This window comes from Streptomyces sp. NA04227 (assembly GCF_013364195.1).
Taxonomy (GTDB): domain Bacteria; phylum Actinomycetota; class Actinomycetes; order Streptomycetales; family Streptomycetaceae; genus Streptomyces.
Genome location: NZ_CP054918.1, coordinates 7,362,998 through 7,385,121, shown reverse-complemented (window position 1 = coordinate 7,385,121; position 22,124 = coordinate 7,362,998). Strand labels below are relative to the sequence as shown.

17 protein-coding genes are annotated in these 22,124 nt (G+C 70.6%); 11 read left to right on the top strand and 6 right to left on the bottom strand.

Translation table 11 applies throughout. The features are described from left to right. The first annotated feature begins 56 nt into the window (after positions 1 to 56). The 5 genes from HUT18_RS31045 (at position 57) to HUT18_RS31025 (ending at position 5,184) form a co-directional block, all read left to right on the top strand. The gene (locus HUT18_RS31045; RefSeq protein ID WP_176103828.1) at positions 57 to 1,364 is read left to right on the top strand and encodes an MFS transporter; all 1,308 of its coding nucleotides are present in this window, start codon (positions 57 to 59) and stop codon (positions 1,362 to 1,364) included. A gap of 67 nt (positions 1,365 to 1,431) precedes the next feature. Next, entirely contained in the window at positions 1,432 to 2,202 is a 771-nt protein-coding gene (locus tag HUT18_RS31040) for an enoyl-CoA hydratase family protein (RefSeq protein ID WP_176103827.1), read from the top strand. 116 nt (positions 2,203 to 2,318) lie between these two features. Further along, positions 2,319 to 3,113 (top strand): enoyl-CoA hydratase/isomerase family protein, encoded by a 795-nt coding sequence (locus tag HUT18_RS31035; RefSeq protein WP_176103826.1) that lies wholly within the window; start codon positions 2,319 to 2,321, stop codon positions 3,111 to 3,113. Beyond that, a complete protein-coding gene (locus HUT18_RS31030; protein WP_217710531.1) occupies positions 3,110 to 4,198 on the top strand; it encodes an acyl-CoA dehydrogenase family protein in 1,089 nt (362 codons plus the stop codon). Before HUT18_RS31035 ends, HUT18_RS31030 begins: the two co-directional genes overlap by 4 nt. Then, on the top strand, positions 4,198 to 5,184 hold the full coding sequence (locus HUT18_RS31025; RefSeq protein ID WP_176103825.1) for an acyl-CoA dehydrogenase family protein: 987 nt from the start codon (positions 4,198 to 4,200) through the stop codon (positions 5,182 to 5,184). Before HUT18_RS31030 ends, HUT18_RS31025 begins: the two co-directional genes overlap by 1 nt. A gap of 75 nt (positions 5,185 to 5,259) precedes the next feature. Here the strand turns inward: HUT18_RS31025 and HUT18_RS31020 are convergent, their stop codons facing one another. Beyond that, complete coding sequence (locus tag HUT18_RS31020; RefSeq protein ID WP_176103824.1) at positions 5,260 to 7,908, bottom strand: SpoIIE family protein phosphatase/ATP-binding protein; 2,649 nt, start codon at positions 7,906 to 7,908, stop codon at positions 5,260 to 5,262. Between the two features lie 450 nt (positions 7,909 to 8,358). Between HUT18_RS31020 and HUT18_RS31015 the strand changes: the two genes are divergently transcribed. Further along, positions 8,359 to 9,771: an amidase gene (locus tag HUT18_RS31015; protein ID WP_176103823.1), complete on the top strand. Its 1,413-nt coding sequence runs from the start codon at positions 8,359 to 8,361 to the stop codon at positions 9,769 to 9,771. 207 nt (positions 9,772 to 9,978) lie between these two features. Here the strand turns inward: HUT18_RS31015 and HUT18_RS31010 are convergent, their stop codons facing one another. Beyond that, on the bottom strand, positions 9,979 to 10,926 hold the full coding sequence (locus HUT18_RS31010; RefSeq protein WP_176103822.1) for a beta-ketoacyl-ACP synthase III: 948 nt from the start codon (positions 10,924 to 10,926) through the stop codon (positions 9,979 to 9,981). Between the two features lie 461 nt (positions 10,927 to 11,387). On the opposite strand from HUT18_RS31010, the gene fdhD reads away from it, so the two are divergent. Next, complete coding sequence (gene fdhD, locus HUT18_RS31005; protein ID WP_176103821.1) at positions 11,388 to 12,236, top strand: formate dehydrogenase accessory sulfurtransferase FdhD; 849 nt, start codon at positions 11,388 to 11,390, stop codon at positions 12,234 to 12,236. 483 nt (positions 12,237 to 12,719) lie between these two features. After that, positions 12,720 to 14,660, top strand: a complete 1,941-nt coding sequence (locus HUT18_RS31000) for a sialidase family protein (RefSeq protein ID WP_176103820.1) — start codon at positions 12,720 to 12,722, stop codon at positions 14,658 to 14,660. Positions 14,661 to 14,790: 130 nt separating this feature from the next. Here the strand turns inward: HUT18_RS31000 and HUT18_RS30995 are convergent, their stop codons facing one another. Further along, complete coding sequence (locus HUT18_RS30995) at positions 14,791 to 15,831, bottom strand: CapA family protein (RefSeq protein ID WP_254879119.1); 1,041 nt, start codon at positions 15,829 to 15,831, stop codon at positions 14,791 to 14,793. 557 nt (positions 15,832 to 16,388) lie between these two features. Here HUT18_RS30995 and HUT18_RS30990 point away from each other — a divergent pair. Together HUT18_RS30990 and HUT18_RS30985 are read left to right on the top strand one after the other, a co-directional pair. Next, positions 16,389 to 18,215 (top strand): long-chain fatty acid--CoA ligase, encoded by a 1,827-nt coding sequence (locus HUT18_RS30990; RefSeq protein WP_176103818.1) that lies wholly within the window; start codon positions 16,389 to 16,391, stop codon positions 18,213 to 18,215. A 179-nt stretch (positions 18,216 to 18,394) separates the two neighbouring features. Further along, positions 18,395 to 19,186 (top strand): aldo/keto reductase, encoded by a 792-nt coding sequence (locus HUT18_RS30985; protein WP_176104910.1) that lies wholly within the window; start codon positions 18,395 to 18,397, stop codon positions 19,184 to 19,186. A 93-nt stretch (positions 19,187 to 19,279) separates the two neighbouring features. Here HUT18_RS30985 and HUT18_RS30980 read toward each other — a convergent pair whose 3' ends face one another. Both HUT18_RS30980 and HUT18_RS30975 read right to left on the bottom strand, forming a co-directional pair. Further along, positions 19,280 to 20,185: a trans-aconitate 2-methyltransferase gene (locus HUT18_RS30980; RefSeq protein ID WP_176103817.1), complete on the bottom strand. Its 906-nt coding sequence runs from the start codon at positions 20,183 to 20,185 to the stop codon at positions 19,280 to 19,282. A gap of 118 nt (positions 20,186 to 20,303) precedes the next feature. Continuing rightward, positions 20,304 to 20,609: a 4a-hydroxytetrahydrobiopterin dehydratase gene (locus HUT18_RS30975; protein WP_176103816.1), complete on the bottom strand. Its 306-nt coding sequence runs from the start codon at positions 20,607 to 20,609 to the stop codon at positions 20,304 to 20,306. A gap of 110 nt (positions 20,610 to 20,719) precedes the next feature. Between HUT18_RS30975 and HUT18_RS30970 the strand changes: the two genes are divergently transcribed. Further along, positions 20,720 to 21,532, top strand: coding sequence for a helix-turn-helix domain-containing protein (locus HUT18_RS30970; protein ID WP_176103815.1), 813 nt, complete (start codon positions 20,720 to 20,722; stop codon positions 21,530 to 21,532). 66 nt (positions 21,533 to 21,598) lie between these two features. Here HUT18_RS30970 and HUT18_RS30965 read toward each other — a convergent pair whose 3' ends face one another. Next, positions 21,599 to 22,024: an OsmC family peroxiredoxin gene (locus HUT18_RS30965; protein ID WP_176103814.1), complete on the bottom strand. Its 426-nt coding sequence runs from the start codon at positions 22,022 to 22,024 to the stop codon at positions 21,599 to 21,601. Positions 22,025 to 22,124: the final 100 nt, after the last annotated feature.

Sequence of the window (22,124 nt, the reverse complement as noted above, 5' to 3'; positions counted from 1 at the left end):
CCTCGCAGGTCTCCCCTCCCCTGCATCTCCATGTCACACAGACGGGACCGCTCCCCATGACCGACGTGACCGCTGCCCCGAGCAGCCCTTCGACGACGAAGGTGACCAACCGCAGGCGACAGCTGATCGCCGGCACCATCGGCCATCTCGTCGAGTGGTTCGACTGGTCGGCATACGCCTACCTCGCGATCTTCTTCGCCGACCAGTTCTTCCCCAGGAACTCGGACTCGAGCCTGGTGCCGCTACTCGCCACCTTCGGGGTATTCGCCGTCGGCTTCCTCGCCCGGCCCTTCGGCGGACTGGCCCTGGGCACGTTCGGCGACCGCTACGGCCGCCGCGCCGCGCTGACCCTGTCCATCGCGCTGATGGGCGGCGGCAGCCTGCTGATCGCCCTCACCCCCACCTACGACCAGATCGGCGTGCTCGCACCGGTCCTGCTCGTCGTCGCCCGACTGGTGCAGGGTCTGTCGACCGGCGGTGAGTGGGGCGCGGCGTCGGCGTTCATGGTGGAGTCCGCGCCGTCCCACCGTCGCGGGCTGTACTCGAGTTTCCTGTACGTCGGATCGAACATCGGAAAGATCGCGCTGACCGGTGCGGGCGGCCTGCTCATCGCCACTCTCGGCGAGCAGGCGATGGAGGACTACGGCTGGCGGCTCCTGTTCGGCACCGGCGCGTTGCTCGCCGTGGTCGGCTGGTGGATCCGCCGCGGCGCCGAGGAGACCTCCGCCCAGGCCGGGCACATCAGGACCGGCGGGGTCGAGCGCCCGGGGGTATTCGAGTTCGTTCGCTGCTACCCCGTCCAGACCTTCCAGATCTTTGGCATCATCGTCGGCCCGGCGGTGGCCTTCTACACCTGGACGGCCTACCTCCCCGCGTACGCGGTGACCTCCGGCGGAATCGACAAGGGGCAGGCGCTGACGGCGGCGACGGTGTCGCTGGTGGGGTTCGCCATCGCCCAGCCGCTGGTCGGGATGCTGTCCGACCGAATCGGCCGCAAACCGCTGATGCTCATCTACGCGGTCGGCTTCATCGTGGGCACCGTGCCGCTGCTGGGTGCCATCGGCAGCGTCCAGAGCCTGATCCTGGTCCAGGTCACGGGGCTGCTCCTGCTCAGCTGCTCGACCGCCATCGCAGCGGCGGTCATGGTGGAGATCTTCCCGGCGCGGGTCCGGGTGAGCGGCATCAGCGTCCCGTACTCGCTGTCCGTGGCCATCTTCGGCGGCACCACGCCAATGATCGCCACCGCACTGCAATCGGCCGGACATGCCAACTGGTTCGGCTGGTACGTCGTGGCCTGCACCGCCGTCACCCTGATCACCGTCCTCACCCTCCGTGAGACCCATCGCGCCCCGCTGCCCGAGTAATCCCCACGTCGGAATGTCCGCCAGGGCCACCCGGTGCAGCCCGCCATCCCGAAAGAGCCGTACGAACATGACGACAACTCCTCTGGTCAGCCGCGCAGACAAAGACGGCGTCACCACGCTCACCCTTGACTCGCCGCACAACCGCAACGCCCTCTCCGCCCGCCTCGTCGCCGAACTGACCGACGAGGTGACCAGGGCATCGCAGGACCTCGACGTACGGGCAGTGCTCCTCACCCACACCGGGACCACCTTCTGCGCCGGCATCGACCTGGACGAAGCCCGCCACCCGGACCACGCCCCGGCGGCAGGAGCCCGGCGGATCCTCCAACTCCTGTGCACCATCGTCGAGTCGCCCAAGCCCGTGGTCGCCCGCGTGGCCGGGCACGCCCGGGCCGGGGGCATCGGGCTGCTCGGCGCCTGCGACATCGTGGCCGCCGGGCCACAGGCGAGCTTCGCGTTCACGGAGGTGCTGCTCGGCCTCGCACCCGCCGTGCTGGCCACGACCGTCCTGCCGCGCCTCGACCCGCGGGCCGCGTCGCGCTATCTCCTGACCGGCGAACGGTTCGACGCCGCGGAGGCAGCCCGCATCGGCCTGGTGACGCTCGCCCCCGAGGACGGCCTCGACACGGCGCTCGCACCCGTCCTCGACGGGCTGCGCTCCGCCGCCCCGAACGCCCTCGCCGCGACGAAGCGCCTGACCACCGCCGAGGTGCGGCGGTTTTTCGACCGGGACGCCGACGCCCTGACAGATCTCGCCTCGCGGCTGCTCGCCACCGATGAGGCCCGCGAGGGCATCGCGTCCTTCCTGGAGCGGCGCCGGCCCGTCTGGGCCTCTTGATCCGTCCGGTGCGGCCCGCACCGGACGGCCGCAGCGACACCCCGGATTCCCGTCCAGGGAATCCCGCACCACCGCGCGGCCCCGAGCCGTCGCGAGACCATGACGAGGAGTCACACATGACCGACGCAGGCACCGGCCTCCAGGTCCACACCAAACACCATGTCGGCTGGATCGTCCTCGACCGCCCACAGCGCAAGAACGCCTTCACCGCCCAGATGCTGCGCGCCTGGGCGGAGGCGTACCGCGCCTTCCAGGCCGACGACGACGTCCGCGTGGTCGTCGTCACTGGCAACGGGGACGCCTTCTGCGCGGGCGCCGAACTGGCGGGGCTGGCCGAAGGGACCGACTCGCCGCTGGCGAGCCGTCGGCTGATGACCGACCACGTCCACCCGGTCGCCCGTGCCGTCGAGGACCTCAGCAAGCCCCTGATCGCCGGGGTCAACGGCGTGGCCGTCGGCGCCGGGATGGACATGGCGCTGATGTGCGACTACCGCATCGCCTCCGACACCGTCCGCCTCTCCGAGGGGTACGTCCGCGTGGGTCTGGTCCCCGGCGACGGCGGCTGCCACTACCTGCCGCGCATCGTCGGCCGCTCCAAGGCCCTGCGGCTGTTGTGGACCGGCGAGTTCGTCGACGCCGGCCAGGCCCTGGAGTGGGGCCTGGTCGACGAGGTCCATCCGGCGGCCGACCTCCGCGACCGCCTCGAGGAGTTCGCGACGCAGCTCGCCGCCCAGCCGCCCGTCGCCGTCCAGCTGATCAAGCGCGCGGTACGTGCCGGGGAACACGCCGACCTGCGGACCTCCCTCGACCTCATCGCCTCGCACCAGGCAGTGGTCCAGTCGACCGCGGACTCCGCCGAGGCCATGGCCGCGTATCTGGAAAGGCGCACCCCGCGCTTCGAGGGGAAGTGAGCGAGTTGACCGACACCTGCCAGGACCTGCGCCGCCGCGTGCGCGACCTGGTCGCCGAGTGGGACTTCACCCCCCGCTGCGACTCCTGGGCAAGTGGCTACGACCCCGACTTCAGCCAGGAGCTGGGCCGCCGCGGCCTGCTCGCGGTGACCTGGCCGAAGGAGTTCGGCGGCGCCGAGGGCACCAACGTGGACCGCTTCGCGGTCAGCGAGGAGCTGCTGCGCGCCGGGGCACCGGTGGCCGCCCACTGGGTCGGCGAGCGGCAGATCGGCCCCTCCCTCCTGCGCCACGGCACCCGCGAACTCCAGGAGGAGTTCTGCCCCCCACTGGCCCGTGCCGAGTACCGCTTCGCCCTCGGCATGAGCGAGCCCGACGCCGGATCCGACCTCGCCGCCGTCCGCACCAAAGCGGTCCGAGACGGCGACAGCTGGCGCGTCACCGGCCGCAAGATCTGGACCAGCGGCGCCCACCGCGCCACCCACCTGTACCTGCTGGCCCGCACCTCGCAGGAAGAGGACAAGCACGCCGGGCTCACCGAGTTCATCGTCTCCATGGACTCTCCGGGCATCACCGTCTCCCCGATCCTCGACCTGCGCGGAGAGCACCACTTCAACGAAGTGGTGCTGGAGGACGTGCACGTCCCCGGCCGCTGGGTGATCGGCGACATCGGCGCGGGCTGGCCACAGGTGGTGGGCCAGCTGTCCTTCGAGCGCGGCGGCCCCGAGCGGTTCCTGTCCACGTATCCGCTGCTCACCGCCGTGCTCCGGGCCAACCTTGCGGACGACACCGCCCGACGCGAACTGCGGGCACTTGCCGGCCGGCTGCAGGTCCTGCGCCGCTGGACTCTGGAGAACGCCCGCGCCATGGACGCCGGACACACCCCCAGCACCCATGCCGCGATGAGCAAGTACCTCGGCAACAAGTTCGAGAGGGACGTCATCGCATGGGCGCGCCCGCTGATGCCGCGCGCCGACCGGAGCATCCGCGCGCTGTACGACCAGGCCGTCGCCGCGTCCCCGGCCTCCGGCATCCGTGGCGGGGCCGCCCAGGTCATGCTGTCCGTCATCGCGAAGGGCAAGAAGTGATGAGCACCACCGACGAGTTCGACCTGGCGCTGGACGAGGCGGTCCGCGAGGTCGTCACCGACTGGCCCCGTCCCCGGGCCGGCGAGGACCTCACCCGCACGGACGCCTTCCGCGCCCAGTGGCACACCGCCGTGGAGCTGGGCTGGACCGGCATCCTCGACGACGCCGACCTCACCGCCCCGGGCTCGCCCGAGAGCCGGGAACTGCTGGACGCCGCGTGCGGCGCGGTGACCGCACTCGCCCGCGCGGGATTCGCCCTGCCACTGCGCCAGACCCTGGTGGCGCGATACGCGGCCGCCGAGGCGCTGCCCGCCGACGCGATCGCCGTCCACCCCACGGCGTACGGGGTGTGGGAGCCGGCCGCGACGGCGCTGGTCGCCGCCGACGGCACGGTATCCACGCCCCCGGGTGGCGGCACCGCGGACAAGGTGGACCTGGCGGGCCGCCCGTACACACTCGTGTACAAAACGGGTGAGAGGGGTGGTGAGGCCGGTGAGGCACTCCCGCCCCGGGTGGCGGACGTCGCCGAACTGCTCCTGCTCCAGGAGATCCTCGGGGCCGCGGAGGGCGCGGTGGCCGAGGCACGCCGCTATGTGACCGAGCGCGTCCAGTTCGGCCGCCCACTCATCAAGATCCCAGCGGTCCGCACGGTCGCGGGCGAACTGGCCGTATCACTCCGGCAGTTGGAGACGGCCGTCCACGAGGCACGCCGTCGTTTCCGCGCCGAAGACGAGCGCTCGCTGCACTTCGCGCTGATCACGGCTCGCGAGGTGGCCTCGGCCGTCTCCACGGAGGTGACCCGCACCGCGCACCAGCTGCACGGCGCGATGGGCATCACCGAGGAGGCGAGCCTGCACTGGCGCACCAAGCTGCTGTGGGCGGACCGCGACGAGGGCCTGTTCTCCCGCGACTGGGGGCTGGACGCGTTGCCCGCGGACGAGGTGGAGCTGTGGACGATGACGGCACCGGCGACGGCGAGGGCCTGATGAATCGGCACCCTGCGCGCGCCGCCACGACGGCAAGGGGGAGGCCAGACGACTGCAGCGGCGTGTGCGGCTGGACTACTCGTCCCATTGCTCGAGAAGGATGTCGGTCAGGTCGGTGCTGGGTTCTGTTGCTCCGTCATGGAGAGCTTGTTCGGTCCAGATGATCTTTCCGCGGGCGGTGTGACGGGTGCCCCAGCGCTGAGCGAACTGGGCGACGAGGAACAGGCCGCGGCCGCCCTCGTCGGCGGTGGCCGCCCGGCGCAGGTGCGGGGAGGTACTGGAGCCGTCAGCGACCTCGCAGATCAGGCTGTTTCTGTCATGGAGCAGGCGGAGGTTGATGGGCTGTGTTCCGTACCGGATGGCGTTGGTGACCAGCTCGCTGACGACCAGCTCGGTGACGAAGGAGATCTCCTCCAACCCCCAGGCTTCCAGCCGCTCGGCGCACGCCGCGCGGATGCGGGCGACGGCCGCCGGGTCGGAGGGGACCTCCCAGTCGGCGACCTGACCGGATTCCATCAACTGGGTGCGAGCCACCAGCAGGGCGATGTCGTCGCCGGGGCACTCGGGCAGCAGGGCGTCGAAGACTGCCTGACAGGTCTCTTCCGGGGTGCGGTCGGGGTGTGCCAGAGCGTCTCGTAGAAGGCCCAGGCCGGTGTCCAGGTCACGGTAACGATTCTCGACCAGCCCGTCGGTGAACAGGGCCAGTTGGCTGCCCTCCGGTAGCCGCAATGCAGCGGTTTCGAACGGCAGGCCGCCACCGAGACCAAGAGGTGGCGCGAGGGGGATGTCGGGAAAGGTGACGGTACCGTCGGGATGGACCAGGGCAGGGCCCAGGTGGCCGGAGCGAGAGATGGTGCACACCCCAGAGACCGGGTCGTAGACCGCGTACAGGCAGGTGGCGCCAGTAATGCCGTCACTCTCGCCCTCGAACGCCTCGTCGGCGTCCAGGTGCGCAACCAGTTCGTCCAGGTGACTCAGCAGTTCGTCGGGGGAAAGGTCCAGAGCGGAGAAGTTGTACACCGCTGTGCGCAACCGGCCCATGGTGGCCGCCGCGTGCAGACCGTGGCCGACCACGTCGCCGACCACCAGGGCGACCCGGGCGCCGGGCAGCGGGATGACGTCGTACCAGTCGCCGCCCACCCCGGCCTGGGCCGGCAGGTACCGGTGGGCCACCTCAAGCGCTGTCTGCTCGGGCAGTTCCCGCGGCAGCAGACTGCGCTGCAAGGTCACGGCCATGGTGTGCTCGCGGGTGTAGCGGCGGGCGTTGTCGATCGCCACTGCCGCCCGCGCCGCCAGCTCCTCGGCGAAGGACGGGTCCTCCGCCTCGAACGGCCCGGTGCTCTCCAGGCGCCAGAAGTCGGCCAGCCCCAGCACCACGCCTCGCGCCTGCAGAGGCACGCTGATCAGCGAGCGGATGCCACAGCCCAGGACCTGCCGTGCCCGCTCGGGGTCCTGAGCCTGCCAGCCGTCCGCCGTTCCGAGATCGGCCTCGAGGACCGCTCGGCCACTCGCCACGCTCGACGCCATCGGCGTGGTAGGCGCAAATCTGATGAGTTCACCCACCGAGTCGAGCGGCGAGTCCAGGACGCCGCTGACGGCCACGCGGCGCATCTCGGTGCTCCGCTCAGCGGGCTCGTCGCCCCGCAGGACCGGCTCCAGCAGCTCGACGGTGACGACGTCGGCAAAGCGTGGGACCGCCACCTCGGTGAGTTCCTGGGCGGTACGCACGACATCCAGCGTGGTGCCGATCCGCACCCCCGCGTCGTAGAGCAACTGCAGCCGCTCCCGCGCGGCCTCCGCCCTGCCCGCCAGCGCTCGCAGCTCTGTGGTGTCCCGTAACGTCATCACGCTGCTGGCCGGTCCGCCGTGGGGAGCGGTCGGCCGCACGTTCACCGCCAGCAGTCGGTCACCCGCCAGGTGAACCTCATCGGTCGCCCCCTGCCCGGAGATCAACGACTCGGTCATGCGCGGATCCAGGCCGAGGTCCGCGACATGGCGCCGCTCCGAGTCCTTGGGCAGGTCCAGCAGCCGTCGCGCCTCGTCATTGACCAGCAGCAACCGCCCGTCGCCCCCGGTGATGAGGACGCCCTCCCTCACGGAGTGCAGCACCGCGTCGTGGTGCTCGTACATGCGAGTCATCTCGGTAGGGCCCAGCCCATGAGTCTGGCGTCGCAACCGCCGGCTCGTCAGCGCTACGCCTGCGGTGGCCAACGCGAGTGCCGCGGCTGCAGCACTCAACACGAGCGGCAGTTGATGCATGACGACACCGCTCACACGTTTCACCGTGAAGCCGGCGGAGACCAGGCCCACCACCGAGCCCTTGGCGTCGGTGACGGGGGCGACGGCCTGGATGACGGTTCCGGCGGTGCCGTTGACGGTCTCCGTCACGACGTCACCGGCCAACGCCGGCTCGATGGTGCCGATGAAGTGCTTCCCGATGAGGTTCGCCCTGGGGGCGGTGTACCGGATCCCTTCGGTGCTCATGACGACAACGAAGTCCACGCCGGTCGTTTTCCGGGTGGCTTCGGCCGGGCGCTGCAGCAACGCGGTCGGGTTGTCGGACTGGAGCGCGGCCACGATCCCCCGGGAGTGGGCGACCGCTTGAGCGACGGCGACGGAACGGTTACGGGCCTCGCGCTCACTGAGGCTTCGCGCCTGGACGACGAGCGAAGCGACGGCGGCGGCGACGAGCAGCAGCACCATCGCCACCTGCAGGGCGAACATCTGGCCGGCGAGTGTGCGCGCACTGCGCTTGGCTCGCAACGACCGCGAGCGGGTCTTCGCTCGCGGCAGGCGAAATTTGGCCATATCGCCATTACAGCATTTCCCTCCCTGGATATGTCCGCAGGTAGGGGGCTGCCAGCGAAGAGTGCCATTGCGATGGCGTCGGGGGACGACAGCGCCGGTGCAGCAACCCGGCGGCCACCGCTCGAGCACTCATTGAGTCAGCTGTGACTCTCATTCAGATGAGCGCATTCTCAAGAGGGCAGGCGGATACTTCTCGATCCGGTCCGTCTCCCCTCGGACACTCAGCAGGAATCAGGACGCACGCCGCACATCGGCGCGCGTTTTGTGTTTCCCGTGACAGCCCGCCTTCGCACCCGTCACCGACCGCCTCGGCCGGAACCGGAGCCCGGGCGTACGCGCGGTTTCCCCGTAAGTAACATCTGCGGCATGGACAGCGCACGGGTGCACGCATTCACGGACGACGCCCTCGGTGAGCACGACGCCACCGGCCTCGCAGAGCTGATCGCCGCCAAGGAACTGAGCCGCGAGGAGGTCCTCGAAGCGGCCATCGCGCGCATCGAGAAGGTTCAGCCCGAGCTCAACGCCGTCCTGCAGAGCGACTTCGAGGGAGCGCTGTCCGCACAGGCGGTCGGCGGACCGCTGGCCGGGGTGCCGACCATCATCAAGGACAACACCGATGTCGCCGGACTCCCCTCGCAGCACGGCTCGGCCGCCTTCACCGCCCGGCGCGCACCGAGCCACGCACCGATCTCGCGGCTGCTGCTCGGTCTCGGCCTCACCAATGTCGGCAAGTCGACGCTGCCCGAGTTCGGCCTGAACGCCTCCACCGAGTACGTCGGCCTACCGCCGACCCGTAACCCGTGGAACCCGCGCTACTCCCCCGGCGCCTCCTCGGGCGGCTCGGCCGCGCTCGTCGCCGCGGGCGCCCTGCCGATCGCGCACGCCAACGACGGCGGCGGCTCGATCCGGATCCCCGCCGCGGCCTGCGGACTGATCGGCCTCAAGCCCACCCGGGGCCGCCTGCCGGGGCCGCCCGCTCAGCGCTGGCTGCCCGTCCAGCTCGTCACCGAGGGCGTGCTGACGCGCAGCGTGCGCGACACGGCGCTGGTGTTCGCCGGGTTCGAGAGGCTCCGGCCGCGTGGCGGGCTCATGCCGGTCGGCGATGTGACCGGTCCGGCCAAGCGCCGCCTCAAGATCGGCCTGGTGCTCGACTCGATCACGCCGCAGCCCACGGACGAGGAGACCCGCGGCGCCGTCAAGGACGCGGCCACACTGCTCGAAGGGATGGGCCACCAGGTCGTACCCGTCGAGATCACGGCGGGCTCCGGCTTCCCCGAGGACTTCAGCCTCTACTGGCAGTTGCTCGCCCACCTCCTCGGCAGCAACGGCAAGCGCGTGTTCTCGCCGGACTTCGACCGCTCGGCACTCGACCCGCTGACCGCCGGTCTGGCGGCGCAGTACCGGACCAACCGCCGACGGCTGCCCGGCGTCATCCGCCGCCTGCGCCGGTCCAAGATCGACTACGCGCGGATGTTCGCCGACGTCGATGTGGTGCTCTCGCCCGTCGTCGGCCACACCACACCCGAGATCGGGCACCTGTCCCCCGAGGAGGGCTTCGAGTCGCTCTTCGCGCGGCTCCACGCGTACGCCTGCTTCACCCCGTTCAACAACACCTCGGGCGGGCCCGCGATCTCCCTTCCCATGGGACGCACCACGGGCGGGCTTCCGATCGGCGTCCACTTCTCCGCGGGACACGGCAACGAGCGCACCCTGCTGCAACTCGCCTTCGAGATCGAAGAGGCGGCTCCCTGGCGGCGGATCCAGGACAGCGACTCCTGAATGCGGTGGACCGGCGCCACCTACCTGGTCGACGAGAGCTTCGGCCACGCCGTGACGGGCAACCTCCCCGCTGCCGGGAGCGGTTGGACGGAACTTCCCTCCCGGGAGGGCGGCGCCGCGCTCGACTTGGCAGTGCCGGGAAGTGCAGGGAGTAAGGGAAGGGGCCCGGCGGGCGATCGCCGGACCCCTTCTCGTCGTATGTAGGTCTCAGGGACAGCGCACGACCTGTCCCGCGTACGACAGATTGCCGCCGAATCCGAAGAGCAGGACGCGGTCGCCGGTGCCGATCTCGCCCTGTTCGACGAGTTTGGACAGGGCCACGGGGATGCTCGCGGCCGAGGTGTTGCCGGAGTTGACGACGTCCTTGGCGACCACCGCGTTCGGAGCGCCGAACCGCTCGGCGAGCCGCTCGATGATGCGCAGATTGGCCTGGTGCAGCACGATGCCGTCGAGGTCGGACGGTTCGATCCCGGCGCGGGCGCACACGCGCCGGGCGATGGGCGGGAGTTCGGTGGTCGCCCACCGGTAGACGGTCTGGCCCTGCTGCTTGAAGCGCGGCGGCGAGCCCTCGATACGTACCGCGTCACCCATCTCGGGTATCGAGCCCCAGACCACCGGCGAGATTCCCGGTTCCTCGCCCTCGGCGCAGGCCTCCACCACCACGGCGCCCGCGCCGTCGCCCATCAGGATGCAACTGCTGCGGTCGTCCCAGTCGGCGACGTCGGACATCTTGTCCGAGCCGATCACGAGCACCCGCTGCGCGCCGCCCGCGCGCACGGTGTGGTCGGCGGTGGCCAGGGTGTGGGTGAAGCCCGCGCACACCACGTTGATGTCCAGGGTCGCGGCCGAGGGAACGCCCAGGCGCGCGGCGATGCGCGCGGCCATGTTCGGCGAACGGTCGATGGCGGTGGACGTCGCGACCAGGATCAGGTCGATGTCGCCGGGTGTGAGCCCGGCCGCGGCGAGCGCCTTGGCCGCCGCGTGCGCGCCGAGTTCGTCCACCGGCTCCTCGGGGCCCGCGATACGGCGGGTGCGGATGCCCGCACGAGTGGTGATCCACTCGTCACTCGTGTCCACCATGGTCGACAGTTCGTGATTGGTCAGCACGCGAGCCGGCTGATAGTGCCCCACGGCGGCAATACGTGAGCCGTTCATGGAACGTCCCCCTTCCTGTGACCTCCCACGAGTCTGCGCATTGCATGCCGCAGGAACGGAGTGGAACTGCAACAGGAAAAGCCATCACACCTTGTCCGGTTCGATGACGACAGGCCGGTCGGGAAAATGCTGACGCCCCACTGCGAACGGGTTGCCAACGCGCTTCCGCACCTGCGAATCCGCCGGATCGCGCCGGTTACTCCTGTCATTCGCGGACGGGATTTCACAATGCCGCTTGCGCTCCGGACAAGGAGTCACGTCGTAGCGGAAGTGCGGGGGCGGGGGCCCGTAGCAGCAGCTCCCGGAATGACAGGCGGACGCGTAGGGGCGAGTACGGGCGGCGGGTGCGCAGACGGTCACACTCGCCGTGCGCCGCGTGCGGGGCCGGTGCAGGACAATGGGCGCGAAGCGAGAGGCCGCGCCGGGTGGTGCGGATCAGAGAATCGGGGTCGATTTCCACCATGGGCCGAGTCACCGAGCGCCGCCGCGTTCTGCGCATTCGCGACGGACAGCTCTCGCAGCGCCCCGACACCCTGGTCGCCGAGGAGCCGCTGGAGATCCGTCTCAACGGGCGCCGGATCGCGGTCACCATGCGCACACCCGGCGACGACTTCGCGCTGGCGGCCGGCTTTCTGGTGAGCGAGGGCGTACTCGCCGCGGCGGACGAGCTCGCCAGCATCGTCTACTGCGCGGGGGCGACCGAGGACGGCTCCAACACGTACAACGTCGTCGACGTACGGACCGCGCCCTCGGTGCCGATCCCGGACATCACGCTGGAACGCAACGTCTATACGAGCTCCTCGTGCGGACTGTGCGGCAAGGCGAGCCTGGAGGCGGTACGGACCACGGCCCGGCTCGCCATCGCGGACCAGCCGCCGCTGCGCCTCGACCCCGCCCTGTTCTCCGTACTGCCGGACCGGCTGCGCGCCGCACAGCAGGTCTTCGACCGCACCGGCGGCCTGCACGCCGCGGCGCTCTTCTCGCCCGAGGGCGAACTCCTCGATCTGCGCGAGGACGTGGGGCGGCACAACGCCGTGGACAAGGTCGTCGGGCGCGCCCTCCAAGGCGGACGGCTCCCGCTGTCGCGCAGCATCCTCCTGGTGTCGGGCCGGGCCTCGTTCGAGCTGGTGCAGAAGGCGGTGATGGCCGGGATCCCGGTACTCGCCGCGGTCTCCGCACCCTCCGCTCTCGCGGTCGACCTGGCCGCCGAACAGGGACTGACCCTGGTCGGCTTCCTGCGCGGTGCCTCCATGAACGTCTACGCCGGTGAGCACCGCCTGGCCCTCGAATCCCCGGCCCGGCTTTCCTGAACCGGACCGCTTTCCCGAGCCGTACCGCTTCCCTCCCCGAGCCGTGCCGTTCTCTTTGTGAACGGCGCCACCATGTGAACCGCCCGTTCGGCCCCACGAATCCGCCCTGCACGCCCGCGCCTCCGCCGCGAATCGCCCGGGCTGCGCCGACCGGGTGACACTTCCTCAGCCGCCGAATACCGCTGAATGCCCCGTGGACCCGAAGGCGCACCCGGCCTCCGACACCGCCCGTCCGCATCCCGGAGTACGCCAACTCCCCTTTGCAACAAAGCAAGTTGAGACGGACCTTGCGATTCGGTTCAAGCGCGTCCGGGTACGAGAGACGCAGATCGGGCAGGCCGTGACATAAGCCGAGAATGTGCTTACCGCATTACCCATGCGCACGGTCCTTGTGGGGTGCGCGGAGGCACAAGTAGCGTCTGGGTTGCGCAGGTTGGACGTGGGATGTCCAGATGTTCGGATGACATGAAGGGCAGGTCGCACATGCCGTCACGCCTCAGGGCACGCCTCACCACCGCACGTCTTCGGGCCTTACGTCTGTTCGTCGCCGGGGCGTCCACCGTCGCCGTCGTCTCGCTCCCCAGCTCCGCCACCGCCGCCCCGGAAGCGTCCGGGGCGGACGCACAGGGCCTGGACCAACAGGTTCTCTTCAAGGCTTCCCAGGATCCGGGCTACGCCTGCTTCCGGATCCCGGCGGTCGTACGGACCAACGACGGCACACTCCTCGCGTTCGCCGAGGGCCGCACCAACGACTGTTCCGACGCCGGTGACATCGACATCGTCGTCAAACGGTCCGAGGACGGCGGCCGCACCTGGAGCGGCCTGAAGGTGGTCAACGCCGGGGCGGGCGACACCCACGGCAACCCGGCACCGGTCGTGGACCGGCGTACCGGCCGCATCCTGCTCGCGGAGACCTGGAACACCGGCAAACCCGGCGGCGGCAACTGCGATGTGCCGTGCGACCGCAGACCGCATCTGCAGTACAGCGACGACGACGGCAAGACCTGGTCCGCGCCGCGCGACCTGAGCGACGAGATCCTGCCCGAGTCGTGGAACTCCTGGTACGCCACCGGCCCGGTGCACGGCATCCAGCTCACCAAGGGAGCGCACGCGGGCAGGCTCGTCTTCGGAGTCAACGCCGAGTCCTACGCCGGCGGCCGGGTCACCGAGAACCACGCGGCGCTGGTGGTCAGTGACGACGGCGGCAAGAGCTGGCGGGTCGGCGCGAAGGACAGCTATCCCATCGCGGCCGACGGTACGTTCCGGCAGAAGCCGTCCGAGCTCACGCTGGAGGAGAACTCCGACGGCACGGTGTACGTCAGCGGGCGCGAGCAGGACGGCACCGATCTGGGCCACCGTACGCACGCCCTGAGCCGTGACGGCGGCGACAGCTTCGCCCGGCCCTTCGAGTCGATCCCGGACATGTACACCCCGCAGGTCCAGGCCGCCTGTCTGCGGGTGGGCGACCGGATGCTGCTCGCGGCACCGGCCGACCCGGACCGGCGGCGCACCATGATGATCCGCAGCTCCTACGACGGCGGCCGCACCTGGGAGAGCGTGGACCGGGGCACCGTGGTCAGTACGGACTGGGCCGGTTACTCGGACCTGGTGCAGATCGGTTCGGGCTCGGTCGGCCTCATGTACGAGGGCGGCGCGGTCGACGCACGCGACGAGATCCGTTTCGCGCGCTTCGGCATCGACTGGCTCGGGGACCGCAGGGGCCCGGACGACACCACCTCGGACCAGTCCCCGCACAGCGAGCGGGCCACGGTGCTCGGCGACCCCGCCGAGACCCCGGGCCGCTACGGCGGCGCCGTACAGTTCGATGGCCGCGACGACGCCGTACGACTGCCGTACCGGGACGAACTGCCGCTCGGTACACGGGACTTCACGACGTCGATGTGGTTCCGCTACTCGGCGACCACCGGGGAGCAGCCGCTGCTGTGGATGGGCGGCATCGGCACCAACCAGCCGCAGGTGTGGCTGCGAGCCGAACCGGCCCTCAACCGGATCACGGGGCTGATCACCACGCGCAGTGGTGCCACCCCGCCGATGACCGCCTGGGTGCGTGACGCCAAGGCGTACAACGACGGCAAGTGGCACCACATCGCCCTGCGCAGGGGCGGCGGGAAGCTGACCATGTTCCTGGACGGCACCCAGGTCAGCTCGGCCGACGTGCCCGGTTCGGTGACCCGCAACTCGCCCTTCGGGGTGCATGTGGGCCAACGCCTCGACAGCCGTGCGCACTTCAACGGCGCCATCGACGAGGTACGGGTCTACGCCCGCGCGCTGAGCGACGCCGAGGTGCGCAGTGTCGCGGACAGCAACGCGAACCTGGTGGGCTGGCCGCTCGTCCGGCTGCCGCTGGACGACGTCACCAGCCGTCCCGCGAACACGGTGCCGGGGCGTCCCGCACCGCACTAGGGTCCGCTGACGTCCTCTCCGCCGACCTTCTCGAAGAGCGTCGGACGACGACGCCGAACGCCCCCTCCGCCAACGTGTGCGGAGGGGGCGTTCGGCATTGTCCGCGCGGGCGCGTGCGCAGGTTCAGGTCCTAGTCCATGACCAGCCCGGCCTCCTGCGCGCCCCGGCTGAGGACCGCCTGCCGGATGGCGTCGCGGGCGTCGACGTAGTCGGGGCGGTCCGGGTGGGCCGCCACCGCCTTGTTGAGGTCGACGAGCCGGAGCGGGTCGTTGTCCATGCGGTACGGGAGGGCCTCCGCCTTCTTCACGGTCCAGGCCTTACCGGGCTGGCGCGGCGGGCGGAAGGTGAAGCGGGCCGCCGTACCCAACTGGCCCCGGGGATCGTTCATGCGTCCGGCGATCTGGTCGCCGAGGCCGTAGACGACCCAGGTGCCGTTGACCTTTTCGAATGCCTGCGGCACGTGGTTGTGGGTGCCGAGGATGAGGTCGATGTCGCGGCGGCCCTGGCTCCTGGACTCGGTGAGCTGCCGGGCGAGGTCGACCTGCTGCTCGTCCGGTGCCTGTTGCCATTCGGTGCCCCAGTGCACGCTGACCACCACGACGTCGGCTCCGGCGCGGCGGGCGGCACGGGCGTCGGCGAGGATTCGGTCCGGCTCCAGGAGGTTGACCATCCACGGGCGGTCGGCGGGTACCGGAATGCCGTTGGTGTCATAGGTGTACGCGAGGTGCGCGAGGGTGGCGCCGCCCGCCCTCAGGAGCGTCGGCGTGCTCTGCTCACGCGCGCTGCGGGCGGAGCCCGCGTGTTTCAGGTGTGCCGCGTCCATGGCTCCGAGGGTGCGCGTAACCCCTTCCGCTCCCGCGTCCATGGTGTGGTTGGAGGCGGTGGAACACGAGTCGTAGCCGAGGGCCCGCGCTCCTCGGGCGATCTGCGGCGGGGTCTTGAACAGCGGATATCCGGTGTACGGGCCGCCGTTCGCGCCGTAGACCGTCTCCATGTGGCAGATCGCCACGTCGGCGGTGGACACCAGTGGTTTCGCGGCGGCGAGCATGGGCCGGAAGTCGTAGCCCGAGCCGCCCGCGTCGGTGGCGGCCTGGCGGATGACCGCGTCGTGGACGAGGAGATCACCGGTGGCCACCAGGGTGAAGTCACGCGTCGATTCCTCGGCCTTCACGGGTCCGCCCCGACCGCCGCCCTCGTCCCCACCGCTGGTGCATCCGGTCGCCACACCGATCACGGCAAGGGCCACAGGTACCAGCACACGTCTTGTCCAACCTCGCATCGGACCCGCTCCCGTTCCTCCGGAATGACGCACTGTCATGCGGCCGATGCTGTGGCGGGGCCGGGGGTGTCGCCATCCGGGCAACCCGAAGGGGTGGGCGCTGCCGCCGTCCGGCGGCCCTCGCCGGGTCCGGTCGGCGCAAGTGAGAGGGCGAGTGACGCGAGTGAGAGGGACCGTGCGTCGGAACGGCAACGTCTCTGTCCGGACGCGCGGACCTGCCTCGGCGCACCCTTTGGAACGCCGTAAGCGGCAGGTACAGATTCCGTGGAGATTGCGCCACCGAAACCTACCGAGTCGTAACTATTCTGTCCTCCCGCTCCCCTTGTGGGTCCCTTTTTCCGCCCTGACCTGTAGATATGCACAGTCCTGCGGTCACGGGCACCCCTCCCGTCCGGACGCCTGTTGGGGTACCGTCACCCGCGCTGTGCGGAGCGCCACAAGGAGCAACATTGCGCGAGTTCACCACCCCCCCGGTGGCGTCGCAGCCGCCCGTGGGCGGCCTGGCCGACGCCGTGTTCGACAATGCCCTTGAGGACGCTCGGTGTGTGGTGCTCGGCCGTAAGTCGCAGGACGGACGCTGGCTCGATGTGACCGCTGCGGAGTTCCGCGACGAGGTCATGAAACTGGCCAAGGGACTGCTCGCCGAAGGAGTGCGGTTCGGGGACCGGGTGGCGATCATGTGCCGCACCCGCTACGAGTGGACCCTCTTCGACTACGCGCTGTGGGCCGTCGGCGCCCAGGTCGTGCCGATCTACCCGACGTCCTCCGCCGAACAGGTCCTGTGGATGCTGCACGACGCGGACGTCTCGGCGGCGATGGTCGAGCACGAGGACCACGCCATGACCATCGGCTCGGTCATCGACCGGCTGCCGCACCTGCGCCGCCTGTGGCAGCTCGACGCGGACGCGGTGGCCGAGCTGTACCACTCGGGCGAACAGGTCGACGACGACATGGTGGAACGCCACCGGCACGCGGTCACCCCGGACTCGGTCGCGACGATCATCTACACCTCGGGCACCACCGGCCGCCCGAAGGGCTGTCTGATCTCGCACGCGAACATGATGTTCGAGGCGGACACCTTGATCAGCCGCTGGGAGCCGGTCTTCCAGACACGCCGCGACGCGGTGCCCGCCACCCTGCTCTTCCTGCCGCTCGCGCACGTCTTCGGACGGATGATCGAGGTCGCCGCGGTGCGCGGACGGATCAAACTCGGCCACCAGCCCTCGCTGAACGCCGCCGCGCTGCTGCCCGATCTCGCGGCCTTCCGGCCGACGTTCATCCTGGCGGTCCCGTACATCTTCGAGAAGATCTTCCAGGCCGGGCTGCGCAAGGCGGAACGGTCCGGCAAGGGCGGCCCCTTCGAGAAGGCGGTCGACGTCGCGGTGCGCTACGCGGAGGCGCTGGAGCAGAAGGCCTTCGACAAGGGACCGGGACCGTCGGCCGGACTGCGGGTGCAGCACCAGATCTACGACAAGCTCGTCTACGCCAAGGTCCGCGAGGCCATGGGCGGGCGGGTGCGGCACGCGTTCTCGGGCGGCTCCGCGATGGACCGGCGCCTCGGGCTGTTCTTCCACGGCGCCGGAGTCACCATCTACGAGGGCTACGGCCTGACCGAGACGAGCGCCGCGGCCACCGCGAACCCGCCCGAGCGGACCCGCTTCGGCACGGTGGGGCAGGCCATCCCCGGCACCACGGTGCACATCGCCGAGGACGGCGAGGTGTGGCTGCGCGGCGGCAACGTCTTCCAGGGCTACCTCAACAACCCCAAGGCCACCGACGCGACACTGCACGACGGCTGGTTCGCCACCGGTGATCTCGGCTCGCTGGACGAGGACGGCTATCTGACCATCACCGGGCGCAAGAAGGAGATCCTGGTGACCTCCGGCGGCAAGAGCGTCTCACCGACGCAGCTGGAGGAGCGGGTCCGGGACCACCCGCTGGTGGCCCAGTGCATCGTCGTCGGCAACGACCGCCCGTACATCGCGGCCCTCGTCACCCTGGACGCGGACGCCGTGGAGCACTGGCTCGCCATGCGCGACAAGCCGCAGTTGTCGCCCGCCGAGCTGGTGCACGACTCGGATCTGGAGACCGAGGTGCGCCGGGCCGTGGTCGCCGCGAACACACTGGTCTCCCAGGCGGAGTCGATCCGTACCTTCCGTATCCTCGCGCACCAGTTCTCCGAGGAGCACGGACTGCTGACCCCGTCCCTGAAACTCAAGCGCAAAGCGATCGAGCAGGCCTACGCCACCGAGGTCGAGGCGCTCTACCGGAGCTGACCGGCCGCGGCGGGCGGGCCCGCGAGCCCGCCGCCCGGGCGGCTTCGCGGGGCGGCGCGGCGGGCTGGAATGCAGCACCGGCGCCGATCGTTGACCATGGGAGTACCACTTCCGCGAACTCTAAGGATCGATGGCTCGTGAGCAAGGTCCCCCCGATCATCCTGAACAACGGCGTCGAGATGCCGCAGCTCGGTTTCGGCGTCTGGCAGGTACCGGACGACGAGGCCACCGCGGCCGTCACGACCGCGCTGGAGGCCGGGTATCGCAGCATCGACACGGCCGCGATCTACGGCAACGAGGAGGGCACCGGCCGGGCGCTCACCCAGTCCGGCATTCCGCGCAAGGACCTGTTCGTCACCACCAAGCTGTGGAACAGCGACCAGGGCTACGACACGACGCTGCGCGCCTTCGACACCTCGCTGGGCAAGCTCGGCCTCGAATACGTCGACCTCTATCTGATCCACTGGCCGATCGCCGGGCACGGCAAGTACGTCGACACGTACAAGGCCTTCGAGAAGATCCTGGCCGACGGCCGTGCCCGTGCCATCGGTGTCTCGAACTTCCTTCCCGAGCACATCCAGACGCTGCTCTCCGAGACCTCGGTGATCCCGGCCGTCAACCAGATCGAGCTGCACCCGCACCTCCAGCAGCGGGAGGCCCGTGAGCTGCACGCCGAGCAGGGCATCGCGACCGAGGCCTGGTCGCCGCTCGGCCAGGGCAAGGGCCTGCTCGAAGTACCGGCCGTCGTCGCCATCGCGCAGAAGCACGGCCGTACGCCCGCCCAGGTCGTCCTGCGCTGGCACGTTCAGCTCGGCAACGTGGCGATCCCCAAGTCCGTGACGCCCTCGCGGATCAAGGAGAACATCGACGTGTTCAGCTTCGAGCTGGACGACGAGGACCTCGCCGCGATCCGCGCGCTGAACGAGGAGCGCCGCATCGGCCCCGACCCGGCCACCTTCGACGTGGTCTGAGACCCGCGAGCCGACGGGCGCCGGGGCATCCGGCCCGGCTTCACGGCGCCGCCGTACTCCGGTACGGCGGCGCCGTTCCGCTGCCCCGGTGCCTCAACTCCCCTCGCCCGGCCGCTCCTTGGTTCCCAGGTGCTCCTTGGTGCCCAGGTGCAGGGTGCGGGCGCTGAGCAGGAAGAGGTCCTGGCGGTGCAGCAGTCCGCGGGCGTCGTCCGGGTCGAGGAGGCGGTCCAGGCTCTCGACGTCCTCGGGCCCGAGGCGTGCGGCGAGCTTTTCGCGGCGGCGGTAGAACAGCCCGACGACATGGGCGCGGGCGGCCGCGGACAGCGGTGCGGGCAGGTCCAGGAGGAAGCTGTCGCTGGTCACGTGGGAAAGGCCCACGGCGCGCAGCAGCTCTGGCCAGTCCTCCGACTCCCGTGTGCTGCCCGGGAGTTCGGCCCGCATGTCGGCGAACCAGTCCTCCTCGATGGCGTCCAGCCGGGCTTCCAGACCCGGCCTGCCGAACCCGGTGTCGCGCGGCAGGCACCGGGTGGGCAGCCCGCCCTCCAGGAGGGCCAGGGTGCCGCCGGGCGCGAGGGCCGCCACGAACGCGGCGAGTGCGGCGCGCTGGTCGCCGATGTGGTGCAGCGAGTGGCTCGCCCACAGTGCGTCCACCGGCCCCAAGGCGGCCAGTCCCTCGGGGAGTTGGGCCCGGTGCACCGAGATGTGCGTCTGCAGTCCGCTGCGCGCGGCCCGTTCGCGGGCCCGGACCAGAAGTTCCTCCTCGGCGTCGACGGCGAGCACCTCGCAGCCGGGGAACTCCTCGGCGAGCAGTACCGACACCACGCCGGGCCCGCTTCCGGCGTCGATGATCCGGCGGGGCCGCGGCCGGCGTTCACGCAGCCGCGCGGCAGCCCGGCGCAGCATCGGCACGGACAGCTCCGCCTGCCGTTCGAGCACCGGTCCCAGGACGCTCCAGTCGAGGTGCGTGTGGGAGTGCCCATGAGAGTGGTCGGGGGTCATCACGCCACCTTCCGGGGGCCACTCGCCTCGTCCGCGCGGCCGAGGCCGTACCGTCCGGACGCGGTCGTACCCGCCGTCCGTGCGGGCCCCGCCGCGCACGGCACCGGCTGGACGGCGCTCACTCCGCGCCGTGCGCCTTGGCCAGTTTCTCGACGCGCTCGGCCAGTTCGAAGTCCAGGGTGGTGATCGCGCCGCCCGCGCTGTGGGTGTTCACGGCCACGGCGACGCTGTTGTAGCCGAGGGTGATGTCGGAGTGGTGCCCGAGATCCTCCTGGACCTGGGCGATGTGCATCACCAGGGCCGCGGCGGCGAAGTGCGGCCCGATCACGTACGAGCGGGAGATCCGGTCGCCGACCAGGGTCCACCCCTGGATCTGCGCCAGCCTGTCCTCGATCTCCTGCTGTGGCAGCGGTTCGACGGCCATGGCCGCGACTCCTTCGGGTGCGACGGCGGATTTCTGCCACAGTGCCACAGTCGGTGGCGGCGGGCTCCGAGCCCGGGCCGCCGCGAGCCGATCTCGACTACGGTCGGATCATGACAACGGCCCTGCCCCGAGAGTCAACACCCGCCGCCACCAGGGGAATCGGTGCGCTGCTGCGCGGCTGGCGCGAGCAGCGCCGGATCAGCCAACTGGACCTGGCGCTGCGCGCCGACTCCTCCGCGCGTCACATCAGCTTCGTCGAGACGGGACGCTCGCGGCCGAGCGAGGCACTGATCCTGAAACTGGCGCACCACCTGGAGGTACCGCTGCGGGAGCGCAACGCCCTGCTGCTCGCGGCCGGGTACGCGCCGCGGTTCACCGAGACCCCGGTGGCCGACCCGGCCTTCGACGCGGTACGCACCTCGCTAGAAGCACTGATCAAGGGCTACGAGCCCTATCCGGCCCTGGTGCTCGACGCGACGTACGGGATCGTCGCCGCCAACGCCGGGGCCGGGCTGCTGCTGGAGGGAGTCGACCCCGAGCTGCTCGCCCAGCCGCTCAACGCGATGCGCCTGACCCTGCATCCGCGTGGTCTCGCGCCGCGGATCCGCAATCTCGGTCAGTGGCGCGGGCATCTGCTCGAGCAGATGGAGCGGGAGATCGCCCTGGACCGCTCCCCCGCGCTGCGTGCCCTGTACGAGGAGGTGGCCGCGTATCCGGTCGCCGATCCGGGGACCGACAGCGAGGGGCAGGTCACGAGGTTCGCGTTGCCGATGCTGATCGAGCACCGGGGCCGGGTGCTGTCGTTCCTGTCCGCGATCTCGACGTTCAATACCCCCATGGACGTGACCGTCGCGGAGCTGGCCATCGAGACCTTCGTGCCGGCGGACGAGGCGACCCTGACGTATCTGCGCGCTGCGGACTGAGCGCTCCCGCCGGTCGTGGGCGTGTGCCGTGCCGCGGCCGGTGGACGGCCGCGGCACGGCACCGGGTCAGGCCAGCTTGGCGGTGAGGGTGATGGTCGTGCCGGTCAGCGCCTGGCTGACGGGGCAGTTGACCTTGGCGTCCTCGGCGGCGGCGACGAAGGCGGCCTCGTCGATGCCGGGTACCTGGCCCTCGACGGTGAGGTGGATGCCGGTGATGCCCTTGCCGGGCGTGAAGTCCACGTCGGCGGTGGTGAGCAGGCGGGTGGGCGGGGTCTCCGCCTTGGTCAGGCCGTTGGACAGGGCCATGGAGAAGCAGCTGGAGTGGGCGGCGGCGATGAGCTCCTCGGGACTGGTCTTCCCGTTCGCCTCCTCGGCGCGCGAGGCCCACGAGACCGCGTACTCGCCGATGTCGGAGGAGTCGAACGTGACGACTCCCTGACCGTCGATCAGACTGCCGTCCCAGACCGTGTGTGCGGTGCGCGTGGTTGCCACGGTGGTTCCCTTCTCGGATGTGCGGTGCGTGGACTGGCCGTTGTCCATCCGACCACACCCGGCCCTGCGGACCCGGCGGGACGCGGGACAGGAGGCGAGA